The sequence below is a fragment of the Vulcanococcus limneticus LL genome, assembly GCF_002252705.1.
Classification (GTDB): Bacteria; Cyanobacteriota; Cyanobacteriia; order PCC-6307; family Cyanobiaceae; genus Vulcanococcus; species Vulcanococcus limneticus.
The window spans coordinates 73,351-96,699 of record NZ_NQLA01000002.1 but is presented as its reverse complement, the minus strand read 5'-3'; the positions used below and the strand labels follow the sequence as shown (position 1 = coordinate 96,699).

The following is a 23,349-nucleotide window of genomic DNA, read 5'->3' as shown; positions in this document are numbered from 1 at the left end:
GTGCCGGATCCGATGGGTTGGGCGCTGATGGCCAATCCGAGCAGAATGCCGCCATCGGGCCGGGCGATAGCGATTCCCATGGTGTCCACGCACGAGCAGTCGAGCCGCACGCCCACACTGCGCCAGTTGGCTGCCACCGGGCTGCTGGCGGCACTGCCCCTCTCCTGGGCCGCCGCCTGGTGGCACTGGGGCGACCTCCCGGTGTTCTTCAGCTCGGCCCTGGCGATCCTGCCCCTGGCGATCTGGCTGAGCACGGCCACCGAGGAGCTGTCCCTGGCCCTGGGGCCCTCGATCGGGGCCCTGCTCAATGCCCTGTTTGGCAACGCCACCGAGCTGATCATCGCCCTGGTGGCGCTGCGGGCCGGCCTGGTGGACATCGTCAAGGCCAGCATCACCGGCACCGTGATGGCCAACCTGCTGCTTGCCCTGGGACTCTCCATGGCGCTGGGGGGACTGGGGCGCCAGGAACAGCGTTTCCAGCCGGTGGTGGCACGGGTCAACGGCTCGGCCATGACCCTGGCGGTGCTGGCGATCCTGATTCCGAGCCTGGCCCTGGCCTCCGGCCGCGACGTGGCGGCCGGCAACCTCGCCTTTTCCCACTTCGTGGCCTGGGTACTGCTGGCGGTCTACGGCCTGACGCTTCTCTTCTCACTGCGCACGCACCGTGCCCTCTACGCCGTGGCCGAGGCGGAGTATGGAATTGCCCCTGACGACGAGCCGGTGCAGGCCGCGCTCCCCCAGCACCGCCCACCGCTGCTGCCCTGGCTGATGGTGCTGCTGGCGGCCACCGCTGGCGTGGCGGTGGAGTCCGAGCTGTTCGTGGGCGTGGTGGAGACCGTGACCGAGGGCTTTGGCCTCTCGGCCCTGTTCACGGGCGTGGTGCTGCTGCCGCTGCTGGGGGGCACCGCCGAATACCTCACCGCCGTGACGATGGCCCGCAAGGACAAGATGGACCTGGCGGTGGCCGTGGCCCTGGGCTCCACCCTGCTGGTGGCCCTGCTGGTGGTGCCGGTGCTGGTGCTGGTGGGCCCGCTGCTGGGCCATCCCCTGGATCTGAGCTTCGATGTCTACGAACTGGTCGCCGTGGCCACTGCCGTGCTGGTGAGCAATCTGGTGAGCCTCGATGGTCGCTCCGACTGGTTGGAGGGCGTGCTGCTGTTGGCCGCCTACCTGATCCTGGCGGCGGGCTTCTACTTCCAGGGGGGCTGAGCCTGTGGCCGTCTCGCTCGACGATCGTCCGGTGCTGCCCTTCCGCAGCCATGCCCTATGGGTGCGCGTGCGCCAGCAGCCCGCCCTGCAGCTGCTGCTGGCCTCCGCCCTCACCCTGGTCGCCCTGCTGCTGGGCTGGCCGCCCCTGGCCTGGGCCGCGACCCTCCTAACCCTGGTGCTGGCCCTGCTCCAGCTGCTGCCGCCCCTGTGGCTGGTCTTGAAGCTACGCCTGGAGGAGCCCGCAACCCTTCAGACCCTGGCCCTGCTGGCCGCCTGCCTGGCCCTGCTCAGCATCACGCTGCTGCTGGGCTGGTGGGAGCCGCTGTTGGCGATCTATGCCAGTGGCAACTGGGAGGCGATCGGCGCCCTGGGCGAGGGGGTGATCGGTGCCTTCGGCCAGATCCTGGTGGCCTTCGTGGCCCTGATGATCGCCTGGCGCCAGTTCCAGGTGGATCAGCGGCTCACCACCCAGCAGAACCGCATCACCCAGGCCCAGACCGTCGACAGCTTTATCCAGGGCATCACCGACCTGATTGCCGACGAGGAGGGCATGCTCGAGGACTGGCCCCTGGAGCGGATGCTGGCCGAGGGGCGGCTGGCGGCGGTGCTGGGCAGCATCGATGCCGACGGCAAGGCCAAGGTGCTGCGCTTCCTCTCCCATGCCCGCCTGCTCACCCCCCTGCGGCGCGACAGCCGCCTGGGTCGGGCCATCCTCGATGGCAATGGCAGTTACGAGGAGGACCGGCTGGACGGCCTGCCGGTGATCCGTCTGCACCAGGTGCTGCGGGGCGCCGACCTCGCCGGCACCGACCTGCGCGGCATCGACTTCAACGGGGCCGATCTGCGGGGCGCCGATCTCCAGGATGTCGACCTCAGTGAGGCGAACCTCGCCGGCACCAACCTCTCCGGAGCCAACCTCAGCGGTGCCCGGCTGGAGGGCACCCGCTTCTTCTGGGGAGACGTTGATACCGCCAGCCCGGCCGGGCCGGAGCGGATCTGGGATGGGAGCAGCGGCGCCGGCAGCGGTGCCGTGGTGGAGAACGCCAATCTGGAGGACTTGAGGGGGCTGGGGGCCGAAGCCCGCGTCTACCTGGCCTCCTGGAGTGGAACCCGCTCCCGCCAGACCCTGGCTGGAGCGGGAAAGGGGATTCCCAGCAAGCTGGAGCGCTGAAGGCCTGCGCGTCAGCCCAGCAGCCAGCGCAGCCGCCGCCGCAGGCGCTGGCGCAGTCCCAGACGGGGGGCGTCGTCCTTTTGGGCCTCGTCGTCCAGCTCCGCGGCGATGGCGGGCGGTCGCAGGTTGTGGCGGCGCAGCTCCACCACCGCCTCATCCAGGGGCAGGGGCCGGCCGAACAGGTAGCCCTGGCTGGTACGGAAGCCGCTCTGCAGCAGCCACTGGCGCTGGGCTTCGGTCTCCACCCCCTCGACGGTGGAGCTGAGGCTGAGGTCCGAGGCCAGGGCGCCCATGGTCAGCAGCAGCTTCTTGCTGGAGGCCTCGGTGTCGTCGATCTTGTCGACGAAGCTCTTGTCGATCTTGAAGCTGTCGATCGGCAGGCTGTGGAGCCTGGCCAGGGAGGAATAACCGGTGCCGAAGTCGTCGATCGCGATCGTCACCTTCAGTTCGCTTAGCCGCGCCAGAAAGGTGTCGAAGGCGGAGCTGGTGTCCTGCAGGGCCTCCTCGATCAGCTCCACCTGCAGCCACCAGCCCGGGGGCAGGGGTGATTCCACGATCAGCTCGAGCAGCCGCTCGCGCAGGCCGCTGTCCTCAAGCAGGTTGGCCGAGACGTTCACGCTGAGCAGCATCGAGCGCCAGGGCACCTCCCGGGCCAGATCGCCTACCGCCAGCAGGGCCTTCTCAATGATCTGCAGATCCAGCTCGCCGGTGAGGGCGGTCTCCCGGGCGATCGGCAGGAAGCGATCCGGTGTCACGAAGCTGCCGTCCGGGCGCGGCCAGCGCGCCAGCACCTCAAAACCCACCGGCTCGCCGCTGCGCAGCTCCGCGATCGGCTGGAAGAAGGGCAGGAAGAGGCCCTGCTGCAGAGCCTCGCGGAAGTCGGCCTCAAGCTCGTAGCTGCGGCGGGCCTGGTTGCGGGTCTCCAGGTCGATGAAGCGGTACTGGCTCTGGTTGTGCCGGCTGGCGATCCGCTGGGCCATGCTCGCGTCCGAGAGGATCGCCTCCAGGTCCGCGTAGTTGCCGCGGCTGATCACGATGCCGATGGCCACGTTCAATGGCCGGCGCTGGTCGTCGATCCGGTAGGGCACCGCGCAGAGATCGATCAGACGCTGGGCGATGGAGGAAATCCTCGGTGCTTCGATCAGCTCCGGAATCACCGTGATCAGGTCGGAGTCCGACAAGCGGGCTGCGGAGGCCGAACGCGGGATCGTGTTCAAGAGCCGCCTCGCCCCCTCGTCGATCAGGGCCTCGGCGGCCTTGCCGCCCAGGGTGGCGCTCACACGTTCGTATTCCTTGAAGCGGCAGCGCATGACTGCGAAGTGCCCCTCGGCCTCGGCTCCCACCAGCTCGGCGAGCTGCTGCGTGAAGCGACTGCGGCTGAGCAGGGAATCCAGGGAGCCCCGCTGGTGAGGCTCGGCGGGGCCGGGCCGATCCGCCCTGCTCGGCGGGGGCTGGCCCACGGCGGAGCCCGGCCAGGGGCCAGGAAGGGCCAGGGAGTCGGTTGCCCCGGCTTGATTCGGCTTGGGGCCAGGGACCTTCGATGGCTGCTCCTGGTCTGGGGCGGTTCGATCGGCCCCGTCCTCAGGGTGCGGTGCGGGGATCACGGCTGCGGCCTCGGGGGCTCTGGCGCAGTTATGGGGGACGGGACGGCGCCATGGCCGTCGCCGGGGACCGGATTGCCAGCTGGTCCTGCGCCTGGTCCCGGTCTGGCGTTCTGAAATGTCTGGCGCCAGGCCTCCCCGGGTGACCAACCATCCCGCGCCACCGGCTCGCGCCTGGTGTTCGCCCAGTGCACCCGGTTGCGCCCCTCCCGCTTGGCCCGGTAAAGGGCGCTGTCGGCGGCGGAATAGAGGTAGTCGAGGTTGTAGCCCAGCTGCTCGGTGCAGGCGCCGCCGAGGCTCACCGTGGCCCTCAGCGGCCTGCCCTCAAAGCTCAGCCGACAGACCTCCACCTGGTTGCGCAGCCGCTCCATCAGCGTTTCACCCCGGGCCGTCGTGCACTGCAGCAGCACGGCGAATTCCTCTCCGCCGAGCCGGGTCACCAGGTCGTTATCGCGCAGGCTGCCCTCCAGCACACGCGCGAGTTTCTGCAGCACCTCATCGCCGCAGACATGGCCATGGCCGTCGTTGATCGCCTTGAAGTGGTCGATGTCAATGACGCCGAGCACATAGGGCAGGTTCTGGCGCTGCCCCTGGGCGAGCATCTGGACGGCCAGGTCCATGAAGGCCGAGCGGTTCATCAGGCCCGTCAGGCCATCGGTCTCGGCGAACTGGCGCAGATTGGGCAGCAGGCCGCGCTGCAGCTGGTGCCCCAGCAACGTCACCAGAACCACTACCAGCAGAGTGGAGGCCAGCACCGCCAGGCTCACTTCCGCTAGCAGGCTGGCGGTGAACGTTCCCGGATCGAAGCTCACCACCAGCAGGTAGTGGCGGGGCTTCAGCCCGGCCCGCCGGTCGTAGATAGAGAAGGGATGGGCCACGGTGAGCGTCTTGGTCCAGGGCAGGTAGCGGCCCTGCCTGGCGACGAAACACTTGCTGGGATCGCTGCTCTGGCGCTCCAGGCAGCTGGCGATGCTGAGCAGCTCGGGGTTACGGGCACCTGAGCCGTTCAGCAGTGAGGGCTCCAGGGGGCGGCCAAGCCAATTCGGGCGGCTGCTCAGGGCGATGCGCCCCGCCTCATCGACGAGCAGCAGCGAGAGGATCCCCTCCCGGTCGTCTTCAAATCGGCTGTTCTGGTAGCTGAGCAGGATGCGCTGGCGATCCTCTGGACTGGCTTTGGACTCCACCAGCGCCGAGGCCAGGGACCGGAATTCCTCGCTCTGGTGCTGGGCATCGCGATTGGCCGCCACCACCCCCAGACCGGCCGCCAGCAGTGCCAGCACCCCCACGCAGACCAGCCCCCATTGCACAAGGATCTCCACCACCCGTTCGTTGGACTCGCGGGCTAGGTCAGTGCGCAGCGCATGCCCCGGGCTGGGTGGCTTGATCATGGGAGCCGCTCCTCCTGGTTGGAGACGCCTCTCCCTGGCGGATGCTGCTCCGGACGGATCTGCTGGATCACGTTGCGGGTGGTCTGCAACCGGGCCTGGAGTGTCTCCAGGGTGCGGCGCTCCGCGGCGAAGAACGTCTCCAGTTCGACCGTGAGCAGACCCTGGCTCCTGAGGGAGGTCTGCAGGGCTGACTGGTGGGCGAGCAGCTCGTCGAGGCTGCCCTGGGCAGCGGCAGTTGGCGCGCCGAGCTGGATCAGTTGGTCCAGGTTCAGCTCGCGGGCGCTGTGCAGCGCCGTCACATCCATCTGGTTGCCCACGTAAAAGTCGGGTTTGCCGGTGCTGCCGCCCACCGGGTAGAGGGTCAGGCGGTTCCAGAACCGGGTCCCGTCCATGCGGTAGTTGACCAGTTCACCGTGGAAGGGCTTGCCTTCGCGGATTGCCGAGATGATGGCGGCCACCACCTGGGGATCGGTGTCCGGACCGCGCAGGAAGCGGCAGTTGAAGCCGGTGGCCTTGTCACGCGGATAGCCCGTGATGTGGCTGAAGGCCTCGTTGACGTAGATCAGAGGGTAGTCATCCTGCCGCATGTCGGCGATCGAAACGCCGAAGGTGGCATGTTCGGCCACCGCGCTCAGCAGCCGCAGTTCCTCCACCTGGGAGCGAAGCTGGTCGCCCATCTCGCTCTCCCGTTCATTGGAGTCCTGCAGGCGGCGGTTGATGCGTTCGAGGGCACTGGCCTGGCGCTGGAAGGCGGCCGCGGCCCCGACCGACACCAGCCCCACCAGCCCCATGTAGGCCATCAGGTAGCCGAAGCGGCCCAGGCCCTTGATATCCAGCCCCCGCACCGTCACCTCCTGGATGCCGCGGACGTCGCCGACCTTCCAGTCGCGCTTGGGGGAATCGGGGTGGACGTTGTGGCAGCTGACACAGGCCTTGCGCATCAGCACCGGCGTGGCCACCCGGAAGGAGGGTTGCCCGAGCCAGCTCTGCTTCAGCCTGGTGTAGCGATCGAGCTCCGGGTTGGAGCGAAAGGCCTTGATCGCCTCCATCTCAAAGCCATCGAGGGGAGGGCTCACCCGCTTGGCGAAGGGGTAGTCGGAGATGAAGCTGTAGGAGATGCGGCGATCGGCATTGGCGCTGTCGAACAGGTCGCCAAGCTCGATGGCCAGGGTGGCCGGGATTGGAATGCCGCCCGGGATCTGGTGGTAATTCTCGGAGAACACCGCCTGCCCGCCTGAGGCCTGCAGACGGGAGATGATGTTGTCGGCGTAGTAGCTGCGGATGCTGCTGGCCAGGGTGGAGATCTCATCGGCCTGCACCTCCATCTGGGCGGCCATGGCCCCCGAGAGGGTGGAGGCCATGGCGAAGGGCAGGGCCAGCAGGCTGAGAATCAGCAGACCCAGCACCGCTGTCGGCTGGGTGATCCGCCGCCACAGCCCCCGCAGCAGTCGGATTGGAGTGGAGGGCTGAACCCCGCCGGATGGGGCGGGTGCGGCAGTCGATCGTCCGCTGACGCCTCGCTGGTGGGGAGCCATCAGCGGTAGCGCTGTCGGGGTGCGCCGGACGCCCGGCGGTTCCGATCGGCCGATCGGAGCTGGCGCGGGGAGCCTGAACGGACCAACGGGGTGGGGGGATAAGTTGGTCTGTTTTTACCTGAGTCGGCAGCTTCGGGCAATGGGGCCCGGTGCCGGTCCTGCATCATCGGAGTTGCGCCTCGCCCTTCTCCCGTTGAGTTCCGCCTCCTGCGACTGCGACCTGGTGGTGATCGGCAGTGGCCTGGGCGGCCTCTGCTGTGGCGCCCTGGCTGCCCGCCATGGACTGGAGGTGCTGGTGCTGGAGGCCCATGACCGGGCCGGCGGTGCGGCCCACGGCTTCGAGCGCCGCGGCTTTCAGTTCGAATCGGGCCCCTCACTCTGGAGCGGCCTGGGCCGCTGGCCCAGCACCAACCCCCTGGCCCAGGTGCTCCGGGCGGTGGGCGAGAGCGTGCCGGTGGTCAGCTACAGCGACTGGGGGTTGCTGTTACCGGAGGGACGGCTCACGGTGGGAGTTGGCGCCGCGCCGTTCCTGGAGGTGGTGCTCCAGCTGCGCGGGCAGGCGGTGGCCAACGAGTGGGCCGCCTTCATGGACGCCCTGGAGCCCTACTGCCGTGCCACCGCCGCCCTGCCGCTGCTGGCCCTGCGGCCAGGCCTGGGGATGGCGGGGGTGCTGGGGGTGCGCGGGGCCAGCGCCCTGCTGCGCCATGCCCCGCGGCTGGCGGCCCTCGGCGGCGCCTTCGGCCCCCTGGCCCGGCGCCATCTGCGCGACCCCTTCCTGCTCCACTGGGTGGAGATGCTGAGTTTCCTGATCTCGGGTCTGCCCCTGGATCAGACCAGCGCCGCCGCTATGGCCACCCTGTTCGGCGAGTGGTTCGAGCCCGGCGCCTGCCTCGACTACCCCCTGGGCGGGTCCCCCGCCGTGGTGGCGGCCCTGGTGCGGGGTCTGGAGCGCCACGGCGGCCAGCTTCGCTGTCGCAGCGCCGTGGCCGAGATCCTGGTGGAGGACGGACGGGCCAGCGGCGTGCGCCTGGAGGATGGCCGGGTGCTGCGGGCGCGCCGCGGCGTGGTCAGCAACGCCAGCCCCTGGGACACCCTGGAGCTGATCGGCGCGCAGGCCCTGCCGCCCCGCTGGCGCCAGCAGCGGGCGGCCACCCCTGCCTGCGCCAGCTTCCTGCACTGGCACGTGGGCCTGCGCGGCGAGGGGCTGGAGCACCTGCCCATCCACCATGTCTGGGTAGGCGACTGGAAGCGCGGCATCAGCGCCGAGCGCAACATGGTGGTGCTGTCGATGCCTTCGCGGCTCGATCCCTCCCTGGCTCCCGCGGGGCACCAGGTGCTGCACGGCTACACCCCCGCCAATGAGCCCTGGGATCTGTGGCGCGACCTGGAGCCCGGCACGGTGGCCTACGAGGCCCTGAAGGCCGAGCGCTGCGGCATCTTCCGCCAAGTGATGGAGGAGCTGGTGCCGGATCTGGCCGATCGGGTGGTGGTCGAACTCCACGGCACCCCCAGAACCCACCAGCGCTATCTGCGGGTGCAGCGGGGCAGCTACGGCCCCGCCCTCGGCGCTGATCAGGGGCCGTTCCCCGGCGGCACCACCCCGATCGAGGGCCTGGTGCTGTGCGGTGCCGGCACCTTCCCTGGCATCGGCGTGCCGCCGGTGGCCGTGAGCGGCGCGGCGGCCGCCCACAGTTTCGTGCCGGCGGCAGCGCAGCGGGCCCTCCTGGAGGAGCTGGGGCTGGCGGCTGGCCCGCTCAGCCCGAACGCCTGAAGAACCGACGAATCTGCCCAGGCCAGTGGTGGGGCAGATCGTTGGACCGCGTCTGGAGGCTCACCATCGAGCGGGCCAGCGGCAGGCCACCCCGCCCCAGAACGGCCTTGACGTGCCAGACCACTGCGGCGCCGATCAGCAGCCAGGCCAGCAGGTGGATCACATACACCAGCTGGTTGAGATCGCCCTGCCGCAGCCAGTCTTCTTCCATCAGCTTGCCACTGCCCACGGCCAGGGCCAGGCCCAGCAGCGCGGCGGTGTTCTCCGGTTGGCGCAGGCGGGAGCGACCCAGAGTCAGGGCGTAGAGCCCGAACGCGATGGCCAGGGGCCAGAGCAGCACCCCGAGGCTGCCGTGGATGTCGATCCAGTTGCCGGCGGGCTGCCAGGGCAGACGGCCCCAGCGCCCATCGTGCAGGGAATACACGATCAGGCCGCTGAGCCAGGCCGCCGCCACCAGCAGGCCCACGGCGCCGTGCAGGATCCGCAGCAGGGAGGGTTGGTAAGGACGGGGCATGGCGATCCTTCTCAGCTGGTGGCTTGGTGGAGGGCGAACAGCCCGAAGGCGATGAACAGACCGCCGCTGAGGCGATAGAGCAGCTTCTCGCTGATGCGGGTTCCGATCCACTGGCCCGCGCCCACGGCGAGCGCGGTGACGATGGCATGGCCGGCGAGGGCGCCGGCCAGCAGGCCGGTGAACGTGAAGGCCGGGGCCGTGGCCAGGAAGATGGTGGTGAACTGGGTGCGATCCCCCAGCTCGGCGATGAACACCAGCATGAACGCCTCCCAGATCACGGCGTAGCTGGCGTTGATCGGGCCGCGGCTCTCGGCCTGGTTGATGACCTCCTCGGCCTCCTTCTCTTCCTCCTGGGCTTCGTCGTCGGCCAGGCCCTGGGCATCGACGATCAGCTTGATGCCAAAGCCCAGGAACAGCACGGCCGCCAGCCAGGGGACCACCGCCGCCGGCAGCAGTTCGCGGAGGCCGTAGCCCAGCCCCAGGGAGATCAGGGTGACCGCCGCCAGGGCCGCGAAAGCTCCGAGGAACACATCCCGACCCCGGTGGCGGGCCGCCAGGATCAGGGCCATGAAGAAGGTCTTGTCACCCAGCTCGGCCAGGGTGATCGCCGTGAGGCTGGAGCCGAAGGCCGCCAGGCCTGGATCGGCGGTCAGGGGAGTCGCCATGGATGAAGTTTGCGCCGCTGGTCATGAAAAAGTCATGAAGTTGGCGCGGGCGGTGGGCAGCTCCACGAGCAGCACACAGCGGCCCGGCTGGCTCTCCCCCAGCCGCAGTTCCCCGCCGTGGCGCTGGGCGATGGAGCGGGCGATCGCCAGCCCCAGCCCGCTGTGCCCGCCCTGATCGCTGCCCCGCCAGTACCGCTCAAACACCCGCTCCCGCTCTCCAGCCGCGATCCCCGGCCCCCCATCCACCACGGCGACCCGCAGGCGCTGGGGTGATGGGGTCACCTCCACGGACACGGTGCCGCCCTCGGGGCTGTGGCGGATGGCGTTGAGCAGCAGGTTGGTGAACAGCCGCTGCAGCTGCTCGGGGTGGCCGCTGATCGGCAGCTTGCTGCTGGCGGGGTCCGGACTGAGACGGAGTCGGATGCTGCGCTGCGCCGCCTGGGGCCCATAGCGATCGATCAGGTCCTCCAGCAGCTCCAGCAGATCGAAGTGCTGGGAGCCTTCTCCCTGCTCCTGTCGGGCGAGCAGCAGCAGGTCATCGAGTTGTTCGCCCATGGCGCGGCTGAGCCTGTCGAGTTCCTGCCAGGGGAAGGGCGGGCGCTGCCGCTCGGGCTCGGGCACGGCGGCCAGCAGGGTGCGCATGGCGGTGAGGGGATGGCGCAGCTCGTGGGAGGCATCGGCCGTGAACCGCTGCAGGGCCTCCAGCTGCTGTTGCAGGGGGGCAAAGGCGGAGCGGAGCATGCGCCGACCCACCAGCAGCGCCGCCAGCACGGTCACCACCCAGCCCAGCAAGACCCCCTTCTGCAGCCGTTGCAGATCGCGCCGGCTGGCCTGGTCGGAGCGGGCCACCCGCACGTAGCCGCTGAGGGACGCTGTGGCGGTTGGGCCGGCGGTGTTCCGCGTCACCACCGGTTGCCACAGGCTCAGCCCACCGGGCCAGCGCTGCCACTGGGCCTCCGAGCGCCACCTGTCCCCCGGCCGGCGCAGGGGCGGCAGGGCCAGGTGTCCCTGCTCGCCCTGCAGTCGCCCCGCCCGGTCGAACCACTGCAGCCGCTGCTGATCCAGCCCCGCAATGGCCAGGCTCGTGGGCGTGCTTCGAAACTTGAGCGGACTCTCCACCTCCTTGGCCTCGTGCAGCACCAGGGGCAGCTGGGCGGCAGCCCCCGCGGCGATCTGCCCCAGTTCCGTGCGCTGGTCGTCCTCCCGCTGCTGCACGATCCCCCAGTAGAGCGACCCGGAAAAGGCGGTCAGCAGCAGCAGCGCGAAGCCCCCTCCCTGGAGCAGCAGCCGCTGCTTGAGCCGCAGCGGATCAGGCGGCAGGGGTGAGGGCGAGCCGGTAGCCGAGGCCATAGACCGTTTCAATCAGCCCGGGGGCACAACCGGCTGCGGTGAGTTTGCAGCGAAGGCTGCGGATGTGGGCGCGCAGGCTGTCCTCCCCCACCTCGCGGCGGCCATCGCCGCTGCCGTGCAGCAGCTGGGCCTTGCTGCAGCTGGATCCCTGGGCCCGCAGCAGGAGTTCAAGCAGCAGCGCTTCCTTGCGGGTGAGCTCCAGCGGCTGGCCGGACACCTGCAGGGTGGTCTGCCCCGGCTGAAGCAGCAGCGGTCCCCAGCTCAGCTGGTTCTGCAGCGGCCGGTCAGCGCGGCGCAGCAGGGCCGCGAGGCGGGCGCGCAGGAGGTCGGGATCGAAGGGTTTGACGACGTAGTCATCGGCTCCACCCGCAAAGCCCTGCAATTTGTCGCCGCGACTGTCGCGTGCCGTGAGCATCAGCACCAGGGGCTGATGGTGCGCCCGTTGACGCAGCTGGCGGCAGACCGCATGGCCATCGGTGTCGGGCAGGCCGAGATCGAGCAGCACCAGATCGAAGACCTCCCGATCCAGCCAGGCCAGGGCCTCCCAGCCGCTCGCCGCCGCTTCGGTGCCATAGCCCCACTGGCCCAGCAGGCGTAGCAGCGCCGCCTGCAGGGTCGGGTCGTCCTCCACCACCAGGAGCTTCATCGCTGCTCGGCGCCCCAGCCCAGTCGCAACCCGCCGCTGTCTTCCTGGGTGCGGCGTCTCGCTTGGGCCGGCATCGCTCAGCACTGCGCTGGGCCGAGTCTGACGTCTCCATCGGCATGGGCCAGGGTGGGGGCGTGGGAGATGTAGTCGTGATGCTCGATCGCCCTGGGATCCGTAAGCGGCCTGCCGTCGCGTCGCCGGCCTGGGCCCGACAGCTGCCCATCGCCCTGCTGTCGTTCCTGCTGATTCCCCAGAGCCTGCGGGCCGCTCCCGCCTGCCGGGCCCTGCAGGAACAACGCGATCAGTTCGCCACCCGGGCGATGCAGGCCGAAATTGCCCTGGTGCAGACGATCCGTCGGCGCCTCTGCCCTCGCGAGGAGGCCCTGGCGGAGCAGGCCAACGCCATCGACAAGGCCCCCGCGGACAGCGCCCTGGTGGCTCCCCTCGATATCGGGGCTTACATCCGCTGCCGCGAGCAGGCGGAACGGCTGTTGGGGCGCACCCGGCCCGTTCTCTACAGGAACCAGCAGAAGTTTTTGTTCTACACAGCTGAGGGTGCGCGGCTGGCGCGTGCGGCCGATGATCTGGCGCCCCAGCTCAGCGCCGCCTGCACGTCACCGCAGGCCCAACCATCTCCCTGAACCACTGTCGTGTCGGTGATGTCCCATCCTCAGCACGACACCGGGGTCTATCCGATCTGTCCACGTGGGTGGCGGCGCCGTCATCATCGAGCAGGTCTTCGGACCAGTCGAAGCAGAGTCGATTGGAATCATGAACAGATCGCCAGTCGGCCAGGCGAGTCCAACAGTCAGGGCGATAGGCTTCCTCCGCCGTGGCTGGTCGGCGTACGAAATCGGCCTTGCCGATATGGCTGCCTAACGTGAACGGCTGCAGCCGCTGGATGCAGGCCTCAGGCCACTCCATGGTCGGCCTGTCTTGGGCGGGATCATCCCCATCGTCCATGCCACCCCCCCCCATTGAGCCGCAGCGCCATCAATAGGGGTGCCGGTCCTGTTTGTTGATCCAGGCCTGACAGGCCTGCAGAGCAAAGTCTCGCGCAAAGTCAGGACAACACTGAATCGCCTTGCGCTGTTCCCAAGGGAGCCGGACATCGACGTACTGGAATTCGTTATCGAATCACTGCTTGATGGTGTCTTCCAGTCGTGTGCCTAAGGGCACTCGATTGATGCGAGCCCAGTAGATGGCACTCATGCACATCGGACAGGAAGCGCCATTGACGTAGAGATCGCAGCCCTTCAGCATCTTTGCCCTCTCTGGAACGGGATCGGGAGAGCCTTCGGGGCGTGGGATCATTGTCAGATTGCCTGCGTAGACCTCCGAACCAAGAAGGGCCATCCTGTTGATCCCGAAGCAGGTATCAATGATGGCCGTCACTTCTGCGTGATAGATGGGTATTCCAGTGAGTAGAAAGCGATTCTAGCCCCGTCCGATGATCTTTCCATCCTTGACTATGACGGCGCCGAAGGGACCGCCCCACCCCTTGTCAATGGATTCAATGGCCAGGCGTGTGGCTTCGTGGAGAAACTGCTTCTTGTACTCGACGCTTTCAGTATCTGGGGACGTCATGGCTTGAAGAGTGCTGGGGCGGCATGACTGCCCCCGGGCTCGCCTATGCGCGTCCTGCAACGCTCTCGATCGGCTGGTTGTTGTGGCAAACCAGTCCAGAGGATTCCGTAAGGCCGCTCCGATAGGGATCCGGGGGCGGCTGCGTGGGTCGGGCTCAGCTGATACAGACCAACCCCCGGGGACTCCCCGGGGGTTGGTGGTGTCGCGGCATCGACGGTTGGGTAGAAGCTGCTGGTACAGGCGCCTGGGGCCAGGCAATCCAGGGGTGGGGCCGAGCGCACTCCAGGGGCACCTCAGGCGATGCAGGTGGAGAGTCAATCGTCAGGCGGACAGCCGTCAGGCGGACAGGTCGAGGAGGATCCTCTTGCCCAGCGGAACGATGGGCCCACGGTTGGGTGGAGACTGTTGGAGCAGGGGCCGGCAGTCAGCGTGCTTCCGGTGCCTGGCGGGGTGGCGTGTCGTCCATCGTGGGCGCCTCCTGGGTTGATGGGTTCAGCATCAGGCCTCTGGCGGGTCTGGGCAATCGGTCGTTCCACGCATTGCCCCGGCCCCCGACCCGGAGCAGGCTGGGTGGTTTGGGGCTCCCGCCCTCCCCCGGCGCTGCGGGCCCCATAGGCTCAGGGCCGCTGCGTCTTCCCCGTGCCCGACGATTCCTTTCAGTACGAGCCGCTGGAGCGCTTTGGCGAGGGTCTCACCACCCGCAGGCCCTGGAATACCGCCGCGCTGGCCGGGGTTGAGCGGCTGAATGGCCGCGTCGCCATGCTCGGCTTTGCCGCAGCCCTGGTCGGGGAATGGTTCAGCGGCCATGGGCCGGCCGGTCAGCTGCTGGCGCTGCTGCGGTGGTATCTGCGCTGATGGTGCGTGGCGGGTTGCGCCTCAGCTGCTCTGCCGTACGCGCTTCACCGCCAGGCCGGCTTCCGTCGCCGTCACCGCCGCCAGCACCAGCAGCCCGATCAGGCCCACCAGCTGGTTCTGGGCCTCCGCACGGGCATCGGCGTTCTGAGCGAGAACCGCGCCGACGACAAACCAGGATGTGGCCAGGGCCGAGGTGATCCAGTAGGCCTTCCAGCGCCGCTGGTAGAGGTAGCCGGCCCCCAGGCCGGGAACCACATTCAGCACCGCCGCCACCCAGCCGGCGGAGGCGGCCAGGATCTGCTCACGGCTGGGGGACATGGGGGCGCTTCACGGGGGTTCACTCTGGCGGATGATCCTCTCCATGAGCGCCCACTCGTCCTCCATCGCCGTCCTCGGCTACCTGGCCGCCAGCCTCACCACGGTGAGCTTCATCCCCCAGGTGGTGAAGACCCTGCGCACTGGCGACACCAGCGGCATCTCGCTGCGCATGTATGCCCTGTTCACCAGCGGCATCGCCCTCTGGGGGCTCTACGGCCTGCTCACCGGTGATGGCCCCCTGATCGTCGCCAATGCGATCACCCTGGTCAGCGCGGGGCTGATCCTGGATCGCAAGTGGCGGGCTTACTGCGCTGATCGTCACCGCGGAATCACGCCCCGAGCCTGAACTGGGAGGCTGGCCCTGGGAACCGGACCTGGGATGAACCCCGCCCTTGCGTCAGCCAGGCTGGGGGCTCTGCCTGGAGGCTGCCGTGACCAGCGCTGCGGATACCGAGCCAGGGGCGGTGATGCGCTTCTGGTTTGAGGAGACCAGCCCGCGCCAGTGGTTTGGCAAGGACCCCGCCTTTGACCAGCGGGTGCGCGAGCGGTTCAGCGACCTGACCCGTGCGGCGATCGCCGCAGAGCTGCCCGCCTGGCATGGGAGCGCGTCGAGTGCCTTGGCTCTGGTGCTGCTGCTGGATCAGTTTCCCCGCCAGATCTGGCGTGACACCGCCCTGGCCTATGCCGGGGACGGCCCGGCGCTGGCCCTGAGTCTGCGGGCGGTTCGCCAGGGCTGGCTGGAGTCGGACCCCGATCCGGCGCACCGTCAGTTCTGGCTGATGCCCCAGATGCACGCGGAAGACCTCGCGATTCAGGACGCGGCGCTGCCGCTGTTTGAGGCCTTCACCGATCCACGCATTACCGAGTTCGCCCGGCGCCATCGCGATGTGATCGCCCGCTTTGGCCGCTTCCCCCACCGCAATGCCGCCCTGGGCCGTTGCAGCAGCGCCACGGAACTGACCTTCCTGCAGACACCCGGCTCGGGCTTCTGATCGGAGGGCATCCCATTGCAGCAGGCCGATTGCCGCGCAGCTGCTGCGCGGTCATGGGAGCTGAAGTCGATGGCGGCCGCATCGGTCCTAGCGTCAATCTCCGGCGACAGTGGTCTCTTCAAACGTCCGGCCCCAGAGCCTGGCCGCAACGCCCCCCACCCCGATGCTCCAGGCTGATCCAGCCACCCTGATCCCCCAGGACCCTGGCCGGCAACGCCAGGCCCTGCTCGACCTGCTGCGCCTGGAGCCTCGCGGTGCAGCCCAGCGGGAGGAGCAGCGGCTCGTCGCCCTGATCGTCGCCCTGGAGCGGTCCATGCCGGCCGATCTCGCGGCAGCGGGGAGCCTGGATCTGCTGGAGGGGGTCTGGGAGCTGCGTTGGAGCAGCGGTCGCCAGCCCTACCTGGCGGTGGGCCCCTGGCTGGAGAACCTGCAGTTGCTGGCGCCGTCCCAGGGACGGGGCATGAACCTGTTGCGCTTGCCCGGGCCCCTGGGACCCCTGGCCGGCATTGCCGTGGAGGCCTCCATCGGGGTGGAGAGCAGCGGACCAGCCCCTCGGCAGCGGGTGCAGGTGCGCTTTCGGCGTGGCGGCTGGCTGGGCCCAGCGCTGGGCACGGGGCGGCTGCAGCTGCTGCGCAAGGTGCGGCAGTCCTTTCCCGCCTGGCTGGACATCACCGTCCTCGATGCCGAGCTGCGGATCTGCCGCGGCAATGCCGGCACCCTGTTCGCCCTGCTCCGCCGTCCCGACCTCTCCCTGCAGGCCCTGCTGCTGCCAGCGGAGCAGGCGCTGGACCCCAGGCCGGCCAGCGACCAGCTCAACGGCACGGACTGACAACCGCACGGACTGAGACGGCCGATTGCGGAGCGCATCCAGGCGCTGGACGTGACCATGCTGGGACGACCCCTGCGGCCACCGCGCCGATGGCCTTGCCTGCGTTCACACCTGAGCCCGATCGTCCAGTCCCGGCCCCAGCCACTGCCGTACCGGATGGGCCGGAGCTGCTGCAACTGGAGCAGCGTGCCCGGCGCCTGGGCAGCGGGCTCACGATCCAGGAGCTGCAGGGGGAGTGGCGCCTGGAGCAGGTCTGGCCCAAGGGCAGTCCCCAGCCCCAGCGCTTCAGCGGTGTGCTTCTGCGCGGCCTGGGGGCGCAGCTGGCGATCCGGCCTGGCGCGGGCGATGGGGCTGGCCCGCTACGGATCGAGAACAGCGTGCGCCTGGGCGCCCTGGAGTTGCGCTTCACGGGTGCCGGTCGGCTGCGGGGAGCAAGGCCGCTGCTGGAGTTCTGGTTTGAGCAGCTGGAGCTGCGACTCGGATCGACCCTGCTGCTGGCGCGGCGGCTGGGGCCTGTGGAGCCCCGCCGGCTGCCGTTTTTTGCCCTGATCGGCGCCTCCCGCCCCGCTGCGGCGCCTGGCCTTGACCCCGATCCAGGGCCTGCCGCCGCCTGGTTGGCGGCCCGGGGGCGGGGTGGTGGTCTGGCCCTCTGGCGTCTGGCCCGGCCATGATCCTCGGCGGCGGCAACCAGCTGGGTGCTGGCGCCGCCGCTGGCCGCTGGGCTCCGGACTGTCGCTCACGGACTGTCGCCCACGGCCTGGTGATCAGGGCCTGGCGATTACGGCGAAGAACGGATCGCCCTGGCCGCCGATCCAGCCCAGGGGTCCCTCGGCCCGGGTGCCTTCGGCGATCAGGGGCTCCACGCGCCAGCCCTGGCCGAGCAGCACCCGTGCCACGTAGGCCAGATGGTCGCGGTCGGACCCCTCCAGCCAGATGCGCGGGGCCTTGGTGGAAAACATGCGGTTGCTGAAGGCCACGATCAGCTGGCCCTCGGGGCGCAGCACCCGGCGCAGCTCCGCCGCCACGGCCTCGGGCTGCTGCAGGTACTGCCAGCCGGCCACGATCAGGGCGGCGTCCACGCTGCGATCCGCCAGGGGCAGCTGGGGGTCGCGGTTGAGGTTCTGGACCCAGTGGCGATTCAGGCGCGGATTGGCGGCCAGCTCCTCGGCGTTGAGCCCATGGCCGATCACCTCGCCGTAGACCACGTCGCCTGGCAGGTGGCTCACCCAGCTGCTCATCAGATCCAGCAGCACGGCTCCCGGCTTCAGCCGCTCGCGGTAGAGCCGGGTGAGACGGCTGCGGAAGGCGCCGTCCAGGTGGTGCACGAAGCGGGGCTGGGCGTAGAAGAGGGCGTCGTCGCTCTCGTCGCGCTTGCGGCGCTGCTCCTCGCTCAGCAGGCGCAGGGTGGAGGGCGACTGGGCCATGGCTGTCACTGGTGCGGCGGTGCGCCCATGCTGGAGGGCCGCTGCGGCCACCGCGCCGATGCCCGTGTCTCCCCCATCGGCCGGCCCGGCCTTGGCCCCCGCTCCCGGGCCGCTGCGCCTCGCGCAACCGGTGCGCCTGGGTGTGCTGGTGGTCGCCTGCCGCTCCGAAGGCCAGGCCGCTGGCACTCCGCTGGCGGAGCCTGCTGTCGCCTGGCTGGCCGCCCGCGGCCGTGGGGGTGGTCTGGCCCTCTGGCGCCTGGCGTCGTGACGCCCAGCTCCGCCCAGCCGGCGGCGAACTGGTTCCTGGCGCTGCCCCTGCCGCCGGGCTGCGGCTGGGAGCGCTCGGCCCTTGGCGCTCCGCCGGAGCTGCGCCGCTTCGATCCGCTCGATCTGCATCTCACGGTGGCCTTCCTCGGACCCTGCGGCGAGGCGGCGGCCCTGGCGGCCTGGGAGGCCGTGGCACCGCTGCGGCATGGGGAGATCACCGCCACGGCTGGCGCCTGGCGCGCCATGGGGCCGGCGGCTGCCCCCTCCGCCTATGCCCTGGGCCTGGACCTGGGTGCTGCCGAGCTGGCGGTGATGCTGGCCTGTTGGGGCCCGCTGGCCCTGGCGGCGGCGGGTCGGCCTGCCGAACGGCGCGCGCCCCTGCCCCACGTGACCCTGATGCGCCCCCGCCGCCGCGATGGCCAGCGGCTGCGGCAGCCGCTGGCCCGCTGGATGGCGGCCGCGCCCCTGCCCAGCGGGCCCGTCAGCTTCAGCGAGATTGCCCTCTACACCTGGACGCTGGATCGCCGCGAGCGCCTGTTCCGGATCCAGGCCCGCCGTCCCCTGGCGGGCTGAGGGGGGCCAGGATGCCCATTCACACTGGGCGTCGTTCTGCATGGCCTGTCCGAACTGCGGTAGCTGGTCGGTGAAGGCCGACCGCAGCCTGGGCGGGCGCATGGTGTGCGGGCGCTGTGGGTTGCCCCTGGGCACCCGGCCGCCGGGGAACTCGCGCCTGCGGGGTGGGCGCCGCCCCCTGGGGCTGTCGAGGCTGGGTGCCTGGCGTCCGGGTCGGCCCCTGGGCTGGCTGCTGGTGCTGTTGGGCTTCGGGGCGGCATTGGCGGCGCTGGAGCCGGTGGTTCAGCGCCAGGCGCCGGTTCCAGCGGGGCCCCCTGGGGGTTGGTCCCAGCCCCCTGCCGGGCTGCCCAGGATCTGAGGCGGGCCAGGCTCGGCCCAGTCAGCCGGCCACCCTCGGTTGTTCAGGCTGGATCCCCTTCGCTCCCCGCCATGGCCCCGTCTTTTCCCGCATCCCCGGCCCGGGAGCCATGGCCTGCCCGGCCGCTCACGCCCCCGGTGGCCCTCACGATCGGCGGCAGCGATTCGGGTGGAGGCGCCGGCATCCAGGCCGACCTCAAGACCTTCGCAGCCCTGCAGGTGCACGGCTGCTCGGCGATCACCTGCGTCACGGCCCAGAACACCCGCGGTGTGGAGCGGGTCGATGCCCTGCCGCCCGAGGCCGTGGCCGCCCAGGTGGCGGCGGTGCTGGACGATCTGCCGGTGGCGGCCCTCAAGAGCGGCATGCTGCTCAACCGGTCGCTGATCGTCGCCACCGCCGGCGCCCTGGCCCAGCTGCCGGCCGCCGTGCCCCGGCTGATCGATCCGGTGATGGTGTCGCGGGCCGGGGCGGTGCTGCTCGAGCCTGAGGCGGTGGCGGCCTACGTCGAGCTGCTGCTGCCCGCCGCCGACCTGCTCACCCCCAACATCCACGAGGCCCGCCTGCTCTCCGGCCTGGCGGTGGCGGATGCGACTGGCATGGAGGCGGCGGTTCTGGCCCTGGCGGCCCTGGGGCCCCGGGCGGTGCTGCTCAAGGGTGGCGGCCTGCCGGGGTTCCAGGGCGTCGACCTGCTCTGGGACGGCACGGAGCTGCACTGGCTCCGGGGTGCCTGGGTCGACACGCCCCACAGCCACGGCAGTGGCTGCACCCTGGGGGCGGCGATCACGGCGGAGCTGGCCAGGGGCAAGGGCCTGCTGGAGGCCGTCGGAGCCGCCAAGACCTACGTGGAGCGAAGCCTGCGCCATGCGCTGGCGATCGGCGGAGGCCAGGGGCCCCTGTGCCATTGGAGTCAGCAGCTGGAGCCGGACGATCCGCCCGGCTGAGGCGGCCCGTGGCCTGGCTCAGTTGTATTCCCCGGGGATGTCGTTCTTGGTCACGGTCACCCGGCCGATGCGCTGGCCGGAGGCCCGCAGCAGTTCGTCTCCGGAGAATTCAAAGCCCATCGCCAGCGCCAGCTGGGCCACGTCGTCGGCGGTGGCGGCCGCCTGCACCGTGAGGCGCAGGGCCGGGTCATCCTGCACCCGGGCCAGGAAGGCGTGGAGTTGTTCGCGGGACATGGGCTGAAGCGGCGAACCACGGGGACGTGGCGCCAGTCTCCCAGGCCCCTGCTGCCGCGGCCCCGTCGTTCGCCGCCCGTCCCGCGCTCCTGCGGCGTCAGAGCCAGTGCTGGGGGTAGGCCGTCGGCCAGGGTCCCTGGCGACTGAACAGGGAGGCCATCGCCACGAGCAGCAGCGAGCCCGTCAGGATCGGCGTCAGTACAAAGGACGGATTGGCGCCCAGCAGCACCCCGAGCAGGGCCACGGCTCCGGAGGGTGGATGCAGGCAGCGCAGCCGCTGGCCCAGGCCGATCGTGACCCCGACCGCCAGGCCCATCGCCCAGGGCGTTTTCCCCAGGGCGGCGACACAGGCCACGCTCACCAACGCCGCCAGGGTGTTGCCCGCCACGATGTTGCGGGGCTGGGCCAGGGGGCTGGTGGGGTGCCCGAACAGCAGCACGGCCGAGGCCCCGAACGGCGCCGTCACCAGGGGGTAGTGGCTCCAGCCGCTGATCAGCGCCATGCTGGCGATGGCCACGAGTGCGCTGGCCCAGGAGGCCAGGGTCTGCGCGGGGTGGAACCGGGGCTGGTAGGCGCGGCCCCGGGCCCGCTCCCGCTGGATGCGCCGCCGCAGACGGGAGACGAAGCGTCGGCAGCGCCGGGGCCAGGCCATGGCAAAACTGTATCAATTCGAACAGTGCGCTGCCGCGCTGCCGCCGAAATCAACCCTTGGATCCCGCCCCAGGAGCCGTCGTCAGGTTCTGGAGCTGCCGACAGCCCCAGATCCCCGGTCAAGCCCGGCGCCGCGGTGTCGCAAGATTCCGCAAGATCCCTTCAGAACTCGTTACACTCCTGCAGTCCACCAGCTTTCGCCACCCATGGCTTCCTCCGATTCCCGCTTTGGTTTCGTGGCCTTCGCCGAGACCTGGAATGGCCGTCTGGCCATGCTCGGCTTCGTGATCGGTCTCGCCACCGAGCTGCTCACCGGCCAGGGCATCCTCTCCCAGGTCGGCCTCGGCTGAGTCCGCGCCCCCTGGGGTCGCGTTCCCGCCTGAAACCGCTCGCCGCCCCCGCCTGGCCCCAGCTGCCGGCAGGGGCGGCTTTGCTGTACGACGTCCTGTCCCGCACCCCATGATTCCGCTGCGCCGCCTCCTGTTGTCGCTGGCCCTGGCCTGGCTCGTGCTCGTCTCCGCGCCGGTTCCCGCCCGGGCTTCTCTGCTGCATCTGGAGGGGCCCGTTCCCGAGGATCTGGGCGTTCGCGAGGGAGCCCTCGCCCCCTGCGCCACCCCGGCCCACTGCGCCCGCGCCAACTGGCCCAGTGCCGATCCCGCCGCTGCCCTGGACCAGCTTGCCCAGGCCGCCGCGTCCCTGGAGGGCACCCGCATCGTCGAGCGCACGCCCACCTATCTCCATGCCACCGCCACCAGCCGCCTGTTCGGCTTTGTGGATGACCTGGAGCTCTATGCCGATGCCGGTGACCAGCAGATCCAGGCCCGTTCGGTGTCTCGGCTCGGCGATTCCGATCTGGGGGTGAACGCCCGCCGGCTGGAGATGCTGCAGGCCGCCCTCAGGGATTGAGCTCTTCCCCGATCCACCCCTCTGCAGCCCGCCAGCGCCGGCGCCGGTGGGGGGATCCGCTCAGCTCCAGCAACTCCACCTGGCTCAGATCGATCCGCAACAGCTCGAAGTGCTTGGGCATCGGCGTGTCGTCGGCGAGTTCCAACGGGAAGGCCGTCTCGGGCTGCAGCGACGTCCCCGGCGCCGGCCAGCCCCACAGGGCCCGGCCGCTGGGCGTCAGTTGCTGCCAGTGCCGCCGGCGGGCGGCCTCCAGGGCCTTGGCTTCCAGCTCCAGGCGCCGGCCCCGCAGCCGGAACTGACTGCGGGCCTTCGGCAGCAACCAGCACAGCTCGACGCGAGGGTCCGCCTGTAGCTGCGATGCCTTGCTGCTGCGGCCATCGGTGAGCAGATCCAGCTGGGCAGGACCGGCCCAGCCCCGGAACACCAGCGTGCGCAGCCGAGGGCTGCCATCGGTGGCCACCGTGGCCAGCTGCAGCCAGCGGGCCTGGGGTGCCCGGCCCTCCCGCTGGCGGGCGGCCTTCAGCAGAGGCCGCCACGGGGGCAGATCCTGGGACACCTCCGGCTGGCTCATGGCTCCCGCTCGCAGGCGTAGCTGACGATGGCGCCACGGCGCTGCTTGAACTGCGGGTGATCCGGATCGGCCGGGCTCCACCACCAGCGTCCATCCGTGTAGCTCGGCGGGCCGGCGTTGTTGGTGCGCGGCAGCGCCAGGGTCTGGTCGCGCCATTGCAGCACCACCACGGCCCCCGGCACGGTGCCGGCGCTGGTGTTCGGGATGTCTGCAGCATCCACCGCGCCGTTGTCGTACAGGGCCACCAGCGGCTCACCGTCACAGCGGTACGGCGCGCCCTCGAGCGCGGGCAGCGCCAGGGGCATCGCCGCCTGGGCGGCCAGGGGCGCCAGCCCCAGCAGCAGGGCGGTGATCAGGCTCAGCAGGGCTGCCATGGGGTTCACAGACAAAAACCCGCCGGCAGGCCCTGGACGGGCTGCCGGCGGACCGGGGGTACGAAAGCGGAGGCTCTGGCCACCGATTCCGGCAGCTGATCAGGCAACAGCCGCGGCGGCGCGATCGAAGTAGGTGCCCACTTCGCTCAGCAAGGCCGAGCAGTCGCCGGGGGTGATGCCGTTGCGGTCGCCGGCGATGGCCAGGGCACTCTCCTTCATCTTGCGGATGCCTTCGGCCACGGAGGCGCCGGGCACGCCCAGGGCCAGGTAGGTCTCGCGCAGGCCGTTGAGGCAGCGGTCCTCAAGCACGGAGGCATCGCCCACGAAGATCGCGTAGGTGATGTAGCGCAGCACGATCTCCATGTCGCGCAGACAGGCGGCCATGCGGCGATGGGTGTAGGCGTTGCCGCCGGGGGCGATCAGGGCGGGCTGCTGGTCGAACAGGTCGCGCGCGGCGCCGGTGACGATCTTCGAGGCATTGGAGGTGATGCGGTTCACCGTGTCCAGCCGCTTGTTGCCGTCGGCCACCAGGGCCGCCAGGGCGTCGAGCTGGCCGCCGTTGAGGTACGCGCCGCGGGCATCGGCCTGGGCCACGACCTTGGTGAAGGCGTCAAACATT

At 70.2% G+C, this 23,349-nt stretch carries 31 protein-coding genes; 15 read left to right on the top strand and 16 right to left on the bottom strand.

The features are described from left to right. The first annotated feature begins 78 nt into the window (after positions 1 to 78). Entirely contained in the window at positions 79 to 1,209 is a 1,131-nt protein-coding gene (gene cax, locus CJZ98_RS01665; RefSeq protein ID WP_094587787.1) for a calcium/proton exchanger, read from the top strand. Positions 1,210 to 1,213: 4 nt separating this feature from the next. After that, positions 1,214 to 2,380 carry a pentapeptide repeat-containing protein gene (locus tag CJZ98_RS01660; RefSeq protein WP_094587786.1) on the top strand — a complete coding sequence of 389 codons (1,167 nt, stop codon included), beginning with the start codon at positions 1,214 to 1,216 and terminating at the stop codon, positions 2,378 to 2,380. Positions 2,381 to 2,391: 11 nt separating this feature from the next. Here the strand turns inward: CJZ98_RS01660 and CJZ98_RS01655 are convergent, their stop codons facing one another. The 3 genes from CJZ98_RS01655 to CJZ98_RS01645 form a co-directional block, all read right to left on the bottom strand. After that, a complete protein-coding gene (locus CJZ98_RS01655) occupies positions 2,392 to 3,840 on the bottom strand; it encodes a GGDEF domain-containing phosphodiesterase (RefSeq protein WP_157910830.1) in 1,449 nt (482 codons plus the stop codon). A 140-nt stretch (positions 3,841 to 3,980) separates the two neighbouring features. Continuing rightward, positions 3,981 to 5,369: a diguanylate cyclase gene (locus tag CJZ98_RS01650; protein ID WP_094587888.1), complete on the bottom strand. Its 1,389-nt coding sequence runs from the start codon at positions 5,367 to 5,369 to the stop codon at positions 3,981 to 3,983. Then, the gene (locus tag CJZ98_RS01645) at positions 5,366 to 6,904 is read right to left on the bottom strand and encodes a c-type heme family protein (RefSeq protein ID WP_094587784.1); all 1,539 of its coding nucleotides are present in this window, start codon (positions 6,902 to 6,904) and stop codon (positions 5,366 to 5,368) included. Before CJZ98_RS01645 ends, CJZ98_RS01650 begins: the two co-directional genes overlap by 4 nt. A gap of 139 nt (positions 6,905 to 7,043) precedes the next feature. Between CJZ98_RS01645 and CJZ98_RS01640 the strand changes: the two genes are divergently transcribed. Next, positions 7,044 to 8,675 carry a phytoene desaturase family protein gene (locus CJZ98_RS01640; RefSeq protein ID WP_198537415.1) on the top strand — a complete coding sequence of 544 codons (1,632 nt, stop codon included), beginning with the start codon at positions 7,044 to 7,046 and terminating at the stop codon, positions 8,673 to 8,675. On the opposite strand, the gene CJZ98_RS01635 is transcribed toward CJZ98_RS01640, so the two are convergent. Genes CJZ98_RS01635 through CJZ98_RS01620 form a run of 4 tightly spaced genes read right to left on the bottom strand, consistent with a single transcriptional unit; the run spans position 8,659 to position 11,850 of the window. Beyond that, a complete protein-coding gene (locus CJZ98_RS01635) occupies positions 8,659 to 9,189 on the bottom strand; it encodes a cytochrome b/b6 domain-containing protein (protein WP_094587782.1) in 531 nt (176 codons plus the stop codon). The genes CJZ98_RS01640 and CJZ98_RS01635 overlap by 17 nt on opposite strands. Positions 9,190 to 9,200: 11 nt before the next feature. Further along, positions 9,201 to 9,854, bottom strand: coding sequence for a TMEM165/GDT1 family protein (locus CJZ98_RS19300; RefSeq protein WP_094587781.1), 654 nt, complete (start codon positions 9,852 to 9,854; stop codon positions 9,201 to 9,203). Between the two features lie 21 nt (positions 9,855 to 9,875). Then, positions 9,876 to 11,204 carry a sensor histidine kinase gene (locus CJZ98_RS01625; RefSeq protein WP_094587780.1) on the bottom strand — a complete coding sequence of 443 codons (1,329 nt, stop codon included), beginning with the start codon at positions 11,202 to 11,204 and terminating at the stop codon, positions 9,876 to 9,878. Continuing rightward, complete coding sequence (locus CJZ98_RS01620) at positions 11,164 to 11,850, bottom strand: response regulator transcription factor (protein ID WP_094587779.1); 687 nt, start codon at positions 11,848 to 11,850, stop codon at positions 11,164 to 11,166. Before CJZ98_RS01620 ends, CJZ98_RS01625 begins: the two co-directional genes overlap by 41 nt. A gap of 116 nt (positions 11,851 to 11,966) precedes the next feature. Between CJZ98_RS01620 and CJZ98_RS01615 the strand changes: the two genes are divergently transcribed. After that, a complete protein-coding gene (locus CJZ98_RS01615; protein ID WP_198537414.1) occupies positions 11,967 to 12,491 on the top strand; it encodes a hypothetical protein in 525 nt (174 codons plus the stop codon). Between the two features lie 496 nt (positions 12,492 to 12,987). On the opposite strand, the gene CJZ98_RS19500 is transcribed toward CJZ98_RS01615, so the two are convergent. Together CJZ98_RS19500 and CJZ98_RS18680 are read right to left on the bottom strand one after the other, a co-directional pair. Then, positions 12,988 to 13,260: a hypothetical protein gene (locus CJZ98_RS19500; RefSeq protein WP_255082212.1), complete on the bottom strand. Its 273-nt coding sequence runs from the start codon at positions 13,258 to 13,260 to the stop codon at positions 12,988 to 12,990. Positions 13,261 to 13,287: 27 nt separating this feature from the next. After that, positions 13,288 to 13,437 (bottom strand): tRNA-specific adenosine deaminase, encoded by a 150-nt coding sequence (locus tag CJZ98_RS18680; RefSeq protein WP_198537412.1) that lies wholly within the window; start codon positions 13,435 to 13,437, stop codon positions 13,288 to 13,290. A 639-nt stretch (positions 13,438 to 14,076) separates the two neighbouring features. On the opposite strand from CJZ98_RS18680, the gene CJZ98_RS01605 reads away from it, so the two are divergent. After that, the gene (locus CJZ98_RS01605; RefSeq protein WP_094587777.1) at positions 14,077 to 14,292 is read left to right on the top strand and encodes a chlorophyll a/b-binding protein; all 216 of its coding nucleotides are present in this window, start codon (positions 14,077 to 14,079) and stop codon (positions 14,290 to 14,292) included. Between the two features lie 21 nt (positions 14,293 to 14,313). Here the strand turns inward: CJZ98_RS01605 and CJZ98_RS01600 are convergent, their stop codons facing one another. Next, positions 14,314 to 14,610 (bottom strand): hypothetical protein, encoded by a 297-nt coding sequence (locus CJZ98_RS01600; RefSeq protein ID WP_094587776.1) that lies wholly within the window; start codon positions 14,608 to 14,610, stop codon positions 14,314 to 14,316. A 43-nt stretch (positions 14,611 to 14,653) separates the two neighbouring features. On the opposite strand from CJZ98_RS01600, the gene CJZ98_RS01595 reads away from it, so the two are divergent. The 4 genes from CJZ98_RS01595 (at position 14,654) to CJZ98_RS01580 (ending at position 17,102) form a co-directional block, all read left to right on the top strand. Next, positions 14,654 to 14,956, top strand: coding sequence for a SemiSWEET transporter (locus CJZ98_RS01595; protein WP_094587775.1), 303 nt, complete (start codon positions 14,654 to 14,656; stop codon positions 14,954 to 14,956). 85 nt (positions 14,957 to 15,041) lie between these two features. After that, positions 15,042 to 15,602 carry a DUF924 family protein gene (locus CJZ98_RS01590; RefSeq protein WP_232756101.1) on the top strand — a complete coding sequence of 187 codons (561 nt, stop codon included), beginning with the start codon at positions 15,042 to 15,044 and terminating at the stop codon, positions 15,600 to 15,602. Positions 15,603 to 15,765: 163 nt separating this feature from the next. Beyond that, positions 15,766 to 16,431: a PAP/fibrillin family protein gene (locus tag CJZ98_RS01585; protein ID WP_094587774.1), complete on the top strand. Its 666-nt coding sequence runs from the start codon at positions 15,766 to 15,768 to the stop codon at positions 16,429 to 16,431. An 89-nt stretch (positions 16,432 to 16,520) separates the two neighbouring features. Next, the gene (locus CJZ98_RS01580) at positions 16,521 to 17,102 is read left to right on the top strand and encodes a hypothetical protein (RefSeq protein ID WP_232756100.1); all 582 of its coding nucleotides are present in this window, start codon (positions 16,521 to 16,523) and stop codon (positions 17,100 to 17,102) included. A 93-nt stretch (positions 17,103 to 17,195) separates the two neighbouring features. Here the strand turns inward: CJZ98_RS01580 and CJZ98_RS01575 are convergent, their stop codons facing one another. After that, positions 17,196 to 17,855: a class I SAM-dependent methyltransferase gene (locus CJZ98_RS01575; RefSeq protein ID WP_094587773.1), complete on the bottom strand. Its 660-nt coding sequence runs from the start codon at positions 17,853 to 17,855 to the stop codon at positions 17,196 to 17,198. Between the two features lie 91 nt (positions 17,856 to 17,946). Between CJZ98_RS01575 and CJZ98_RS18115 the strand changes: the two genes are divergently transcribed. The 4 genes from CJZ98_RS18115 (at position 17,947) to thiD (ending at position 19,994) form a co-directional block, all read left to right on the top strand. Continuing rightward, the gene (locus CJZ98_RS18115; protein ID WP_198537411.1) at positions 17,947 to 18,123 is read left to right on the top strand and encodes a hypothetical protein; all 177 of its coding nucleotides are present in this window, start codon (positions 17,947 to 17,949) and stop codon (positions 18,121 to 18,123) included. Then, positions 18,120 to 18,695, top strand: a complete 576-nt coding sequence (locus tag CJZ98_RS01570) for a 2'-5' RNA ligase family protein (RefSeq protein ID WP_094587772.1) — start codon at positions 18,120 to 18,122, stop codon at positions 18,693 to 18,695. The genes CJZ98_RS18115 and CJZ98_RS01570 overlap by 4 nt, the downstream gene beginning before the upstream one ends. Positions 18,696 to 18,735: 40 nt before the next feature. Beyond that, on the top strand, positions 18,736 to 19,053 hold the full coding sequence (locus tag CJZ98_RS01565) for a TFIIB-type zinc ribbon-containing protein (RefSeq protein WP_094587771.1): 318 nt from the start codon (positions 18,736 to 18,738) through the stop codon (positions 19,051 to 19,053). Positions 19,054 to 19,124: 71 nt separating this feature from the next. Continuing rightward, positions 19,125 to 19,994, top strand: coding sequence for a bifunctional hydroxymethylpyrimidine kinase/phosphomethylpyrimidine kinase (thiD, locus tag CJZ98_RS01560; RefSeq protein WP_094587770.1), 870 nt, complete (start codon positions 19,125 to 19,127; stop codon positions 19,992 to 19,994). Positions 19,995 to 20,012: 18 nt separating this feature from the next. On the opposite strand, the gene CJZ98_RS01555 is transcribed toward thiD, so the two are convergent. Together CJZ98_RS01555 and CJZ98_RS01550 are read right to left on the bottom strand one after the other, a co-directional pair. After that, complete coding sequence (locus CJZ98_RS01555; protein ID WP_094587769.1) at positions 20,013 to 20,228, bottom strand: Nif11-like leader peptide family natural product precursor; 216 nt, start codon at positions 20,226 to 20,228, stop codon at positions 20,013 to 20,015. 97 nt (positions 20,229 to 20,325) lie between these two features. Further along, the gene (locus CJZ98_RS01550; protein WP_094587768.1) at positions 20,326 to 20,880 is read right to left on the bottom strand and encodes an HPP family protein; all 555 of its coding nucleotides are present in this window, start codon (positions 20,878 to 20,880) and stop codon (positions 20,326 to 20,328) included. Positions 20,881 to 21,085: 205 nt separating this feature from the next. Between CJZ98_RS01550 and CJZ98_RS01545 the strand changes: the two genes are divergently transcribed. After that, a complete protein-coding gene (locus CJZ98_RS01545; RefSeq protein ID WP_094587767.1) occupies positions 21,086 to 21,229 on the top strand; it encodes a chlorophyll a/b-binding protein in 144 nt (47 codons plus the stop codon). Between the two features lie 109 nt (positions 21,230 to 21,338). Further along, complete coding sequence (locus CJZ98_RS01540; RefSeq protein ID WP_094587766.1) at positions 21,339 to 21,785, top strand: DUF1499 domain-containing protein; 447 nt, start codon at positions 21,339 to 21,341, stop codon at positions 21,783 to 21,785. Here the strand turns inward: CJZ98_RS01540 and CJZ98_RS01535 are convergent. The 3 genes from CJZ98_RS01535 to CJZ98_RS01525 form a co-directional block, all read right to left on the bottom strand. Continuing rightward, a complete protein-coding gene (locus CJZ98_RS01535) occupies positions 21,775 to 22,356 on the bottom strand; it encodes a pyridoxamine 5'-phosphate oxidase family protein (protein WP_094587765.1) in 582 nt (193 codons plus the stop codon). The two genes, CJZ98_RS01540 and CJZ98_RS01535, sit on opposite strands and share 11 nt — an antisense overlap. After that, a complete protein-coding gene (locus tag CJZ98_RS01530) occupies positions 22,353 to 22,730 on the bottom strand; it encodes a hypothetical protein (RefSeq protein WP_094587764.1) in 378 nt (125 codons plus the stop codon). Before CJZ98_RS01530 ends, CJZ98_RS01535 begins: the two co-directional genes overlap by 4 nt. Before the next feature lie 99 nt (positions 22,731 to 22,829). Continuing rightward, a complete protein-coding gene (locus CJZ98_RS01525) occupies positions 22,830 to 23,348 on the bottom strand; it encodes a phycocyanin subunit beta (RefSeq protein ID WP_094587763.1) in 519 nt (172 codons plus the stop codon). Position 23,349 lies beyond the last annotated feature (1 nt).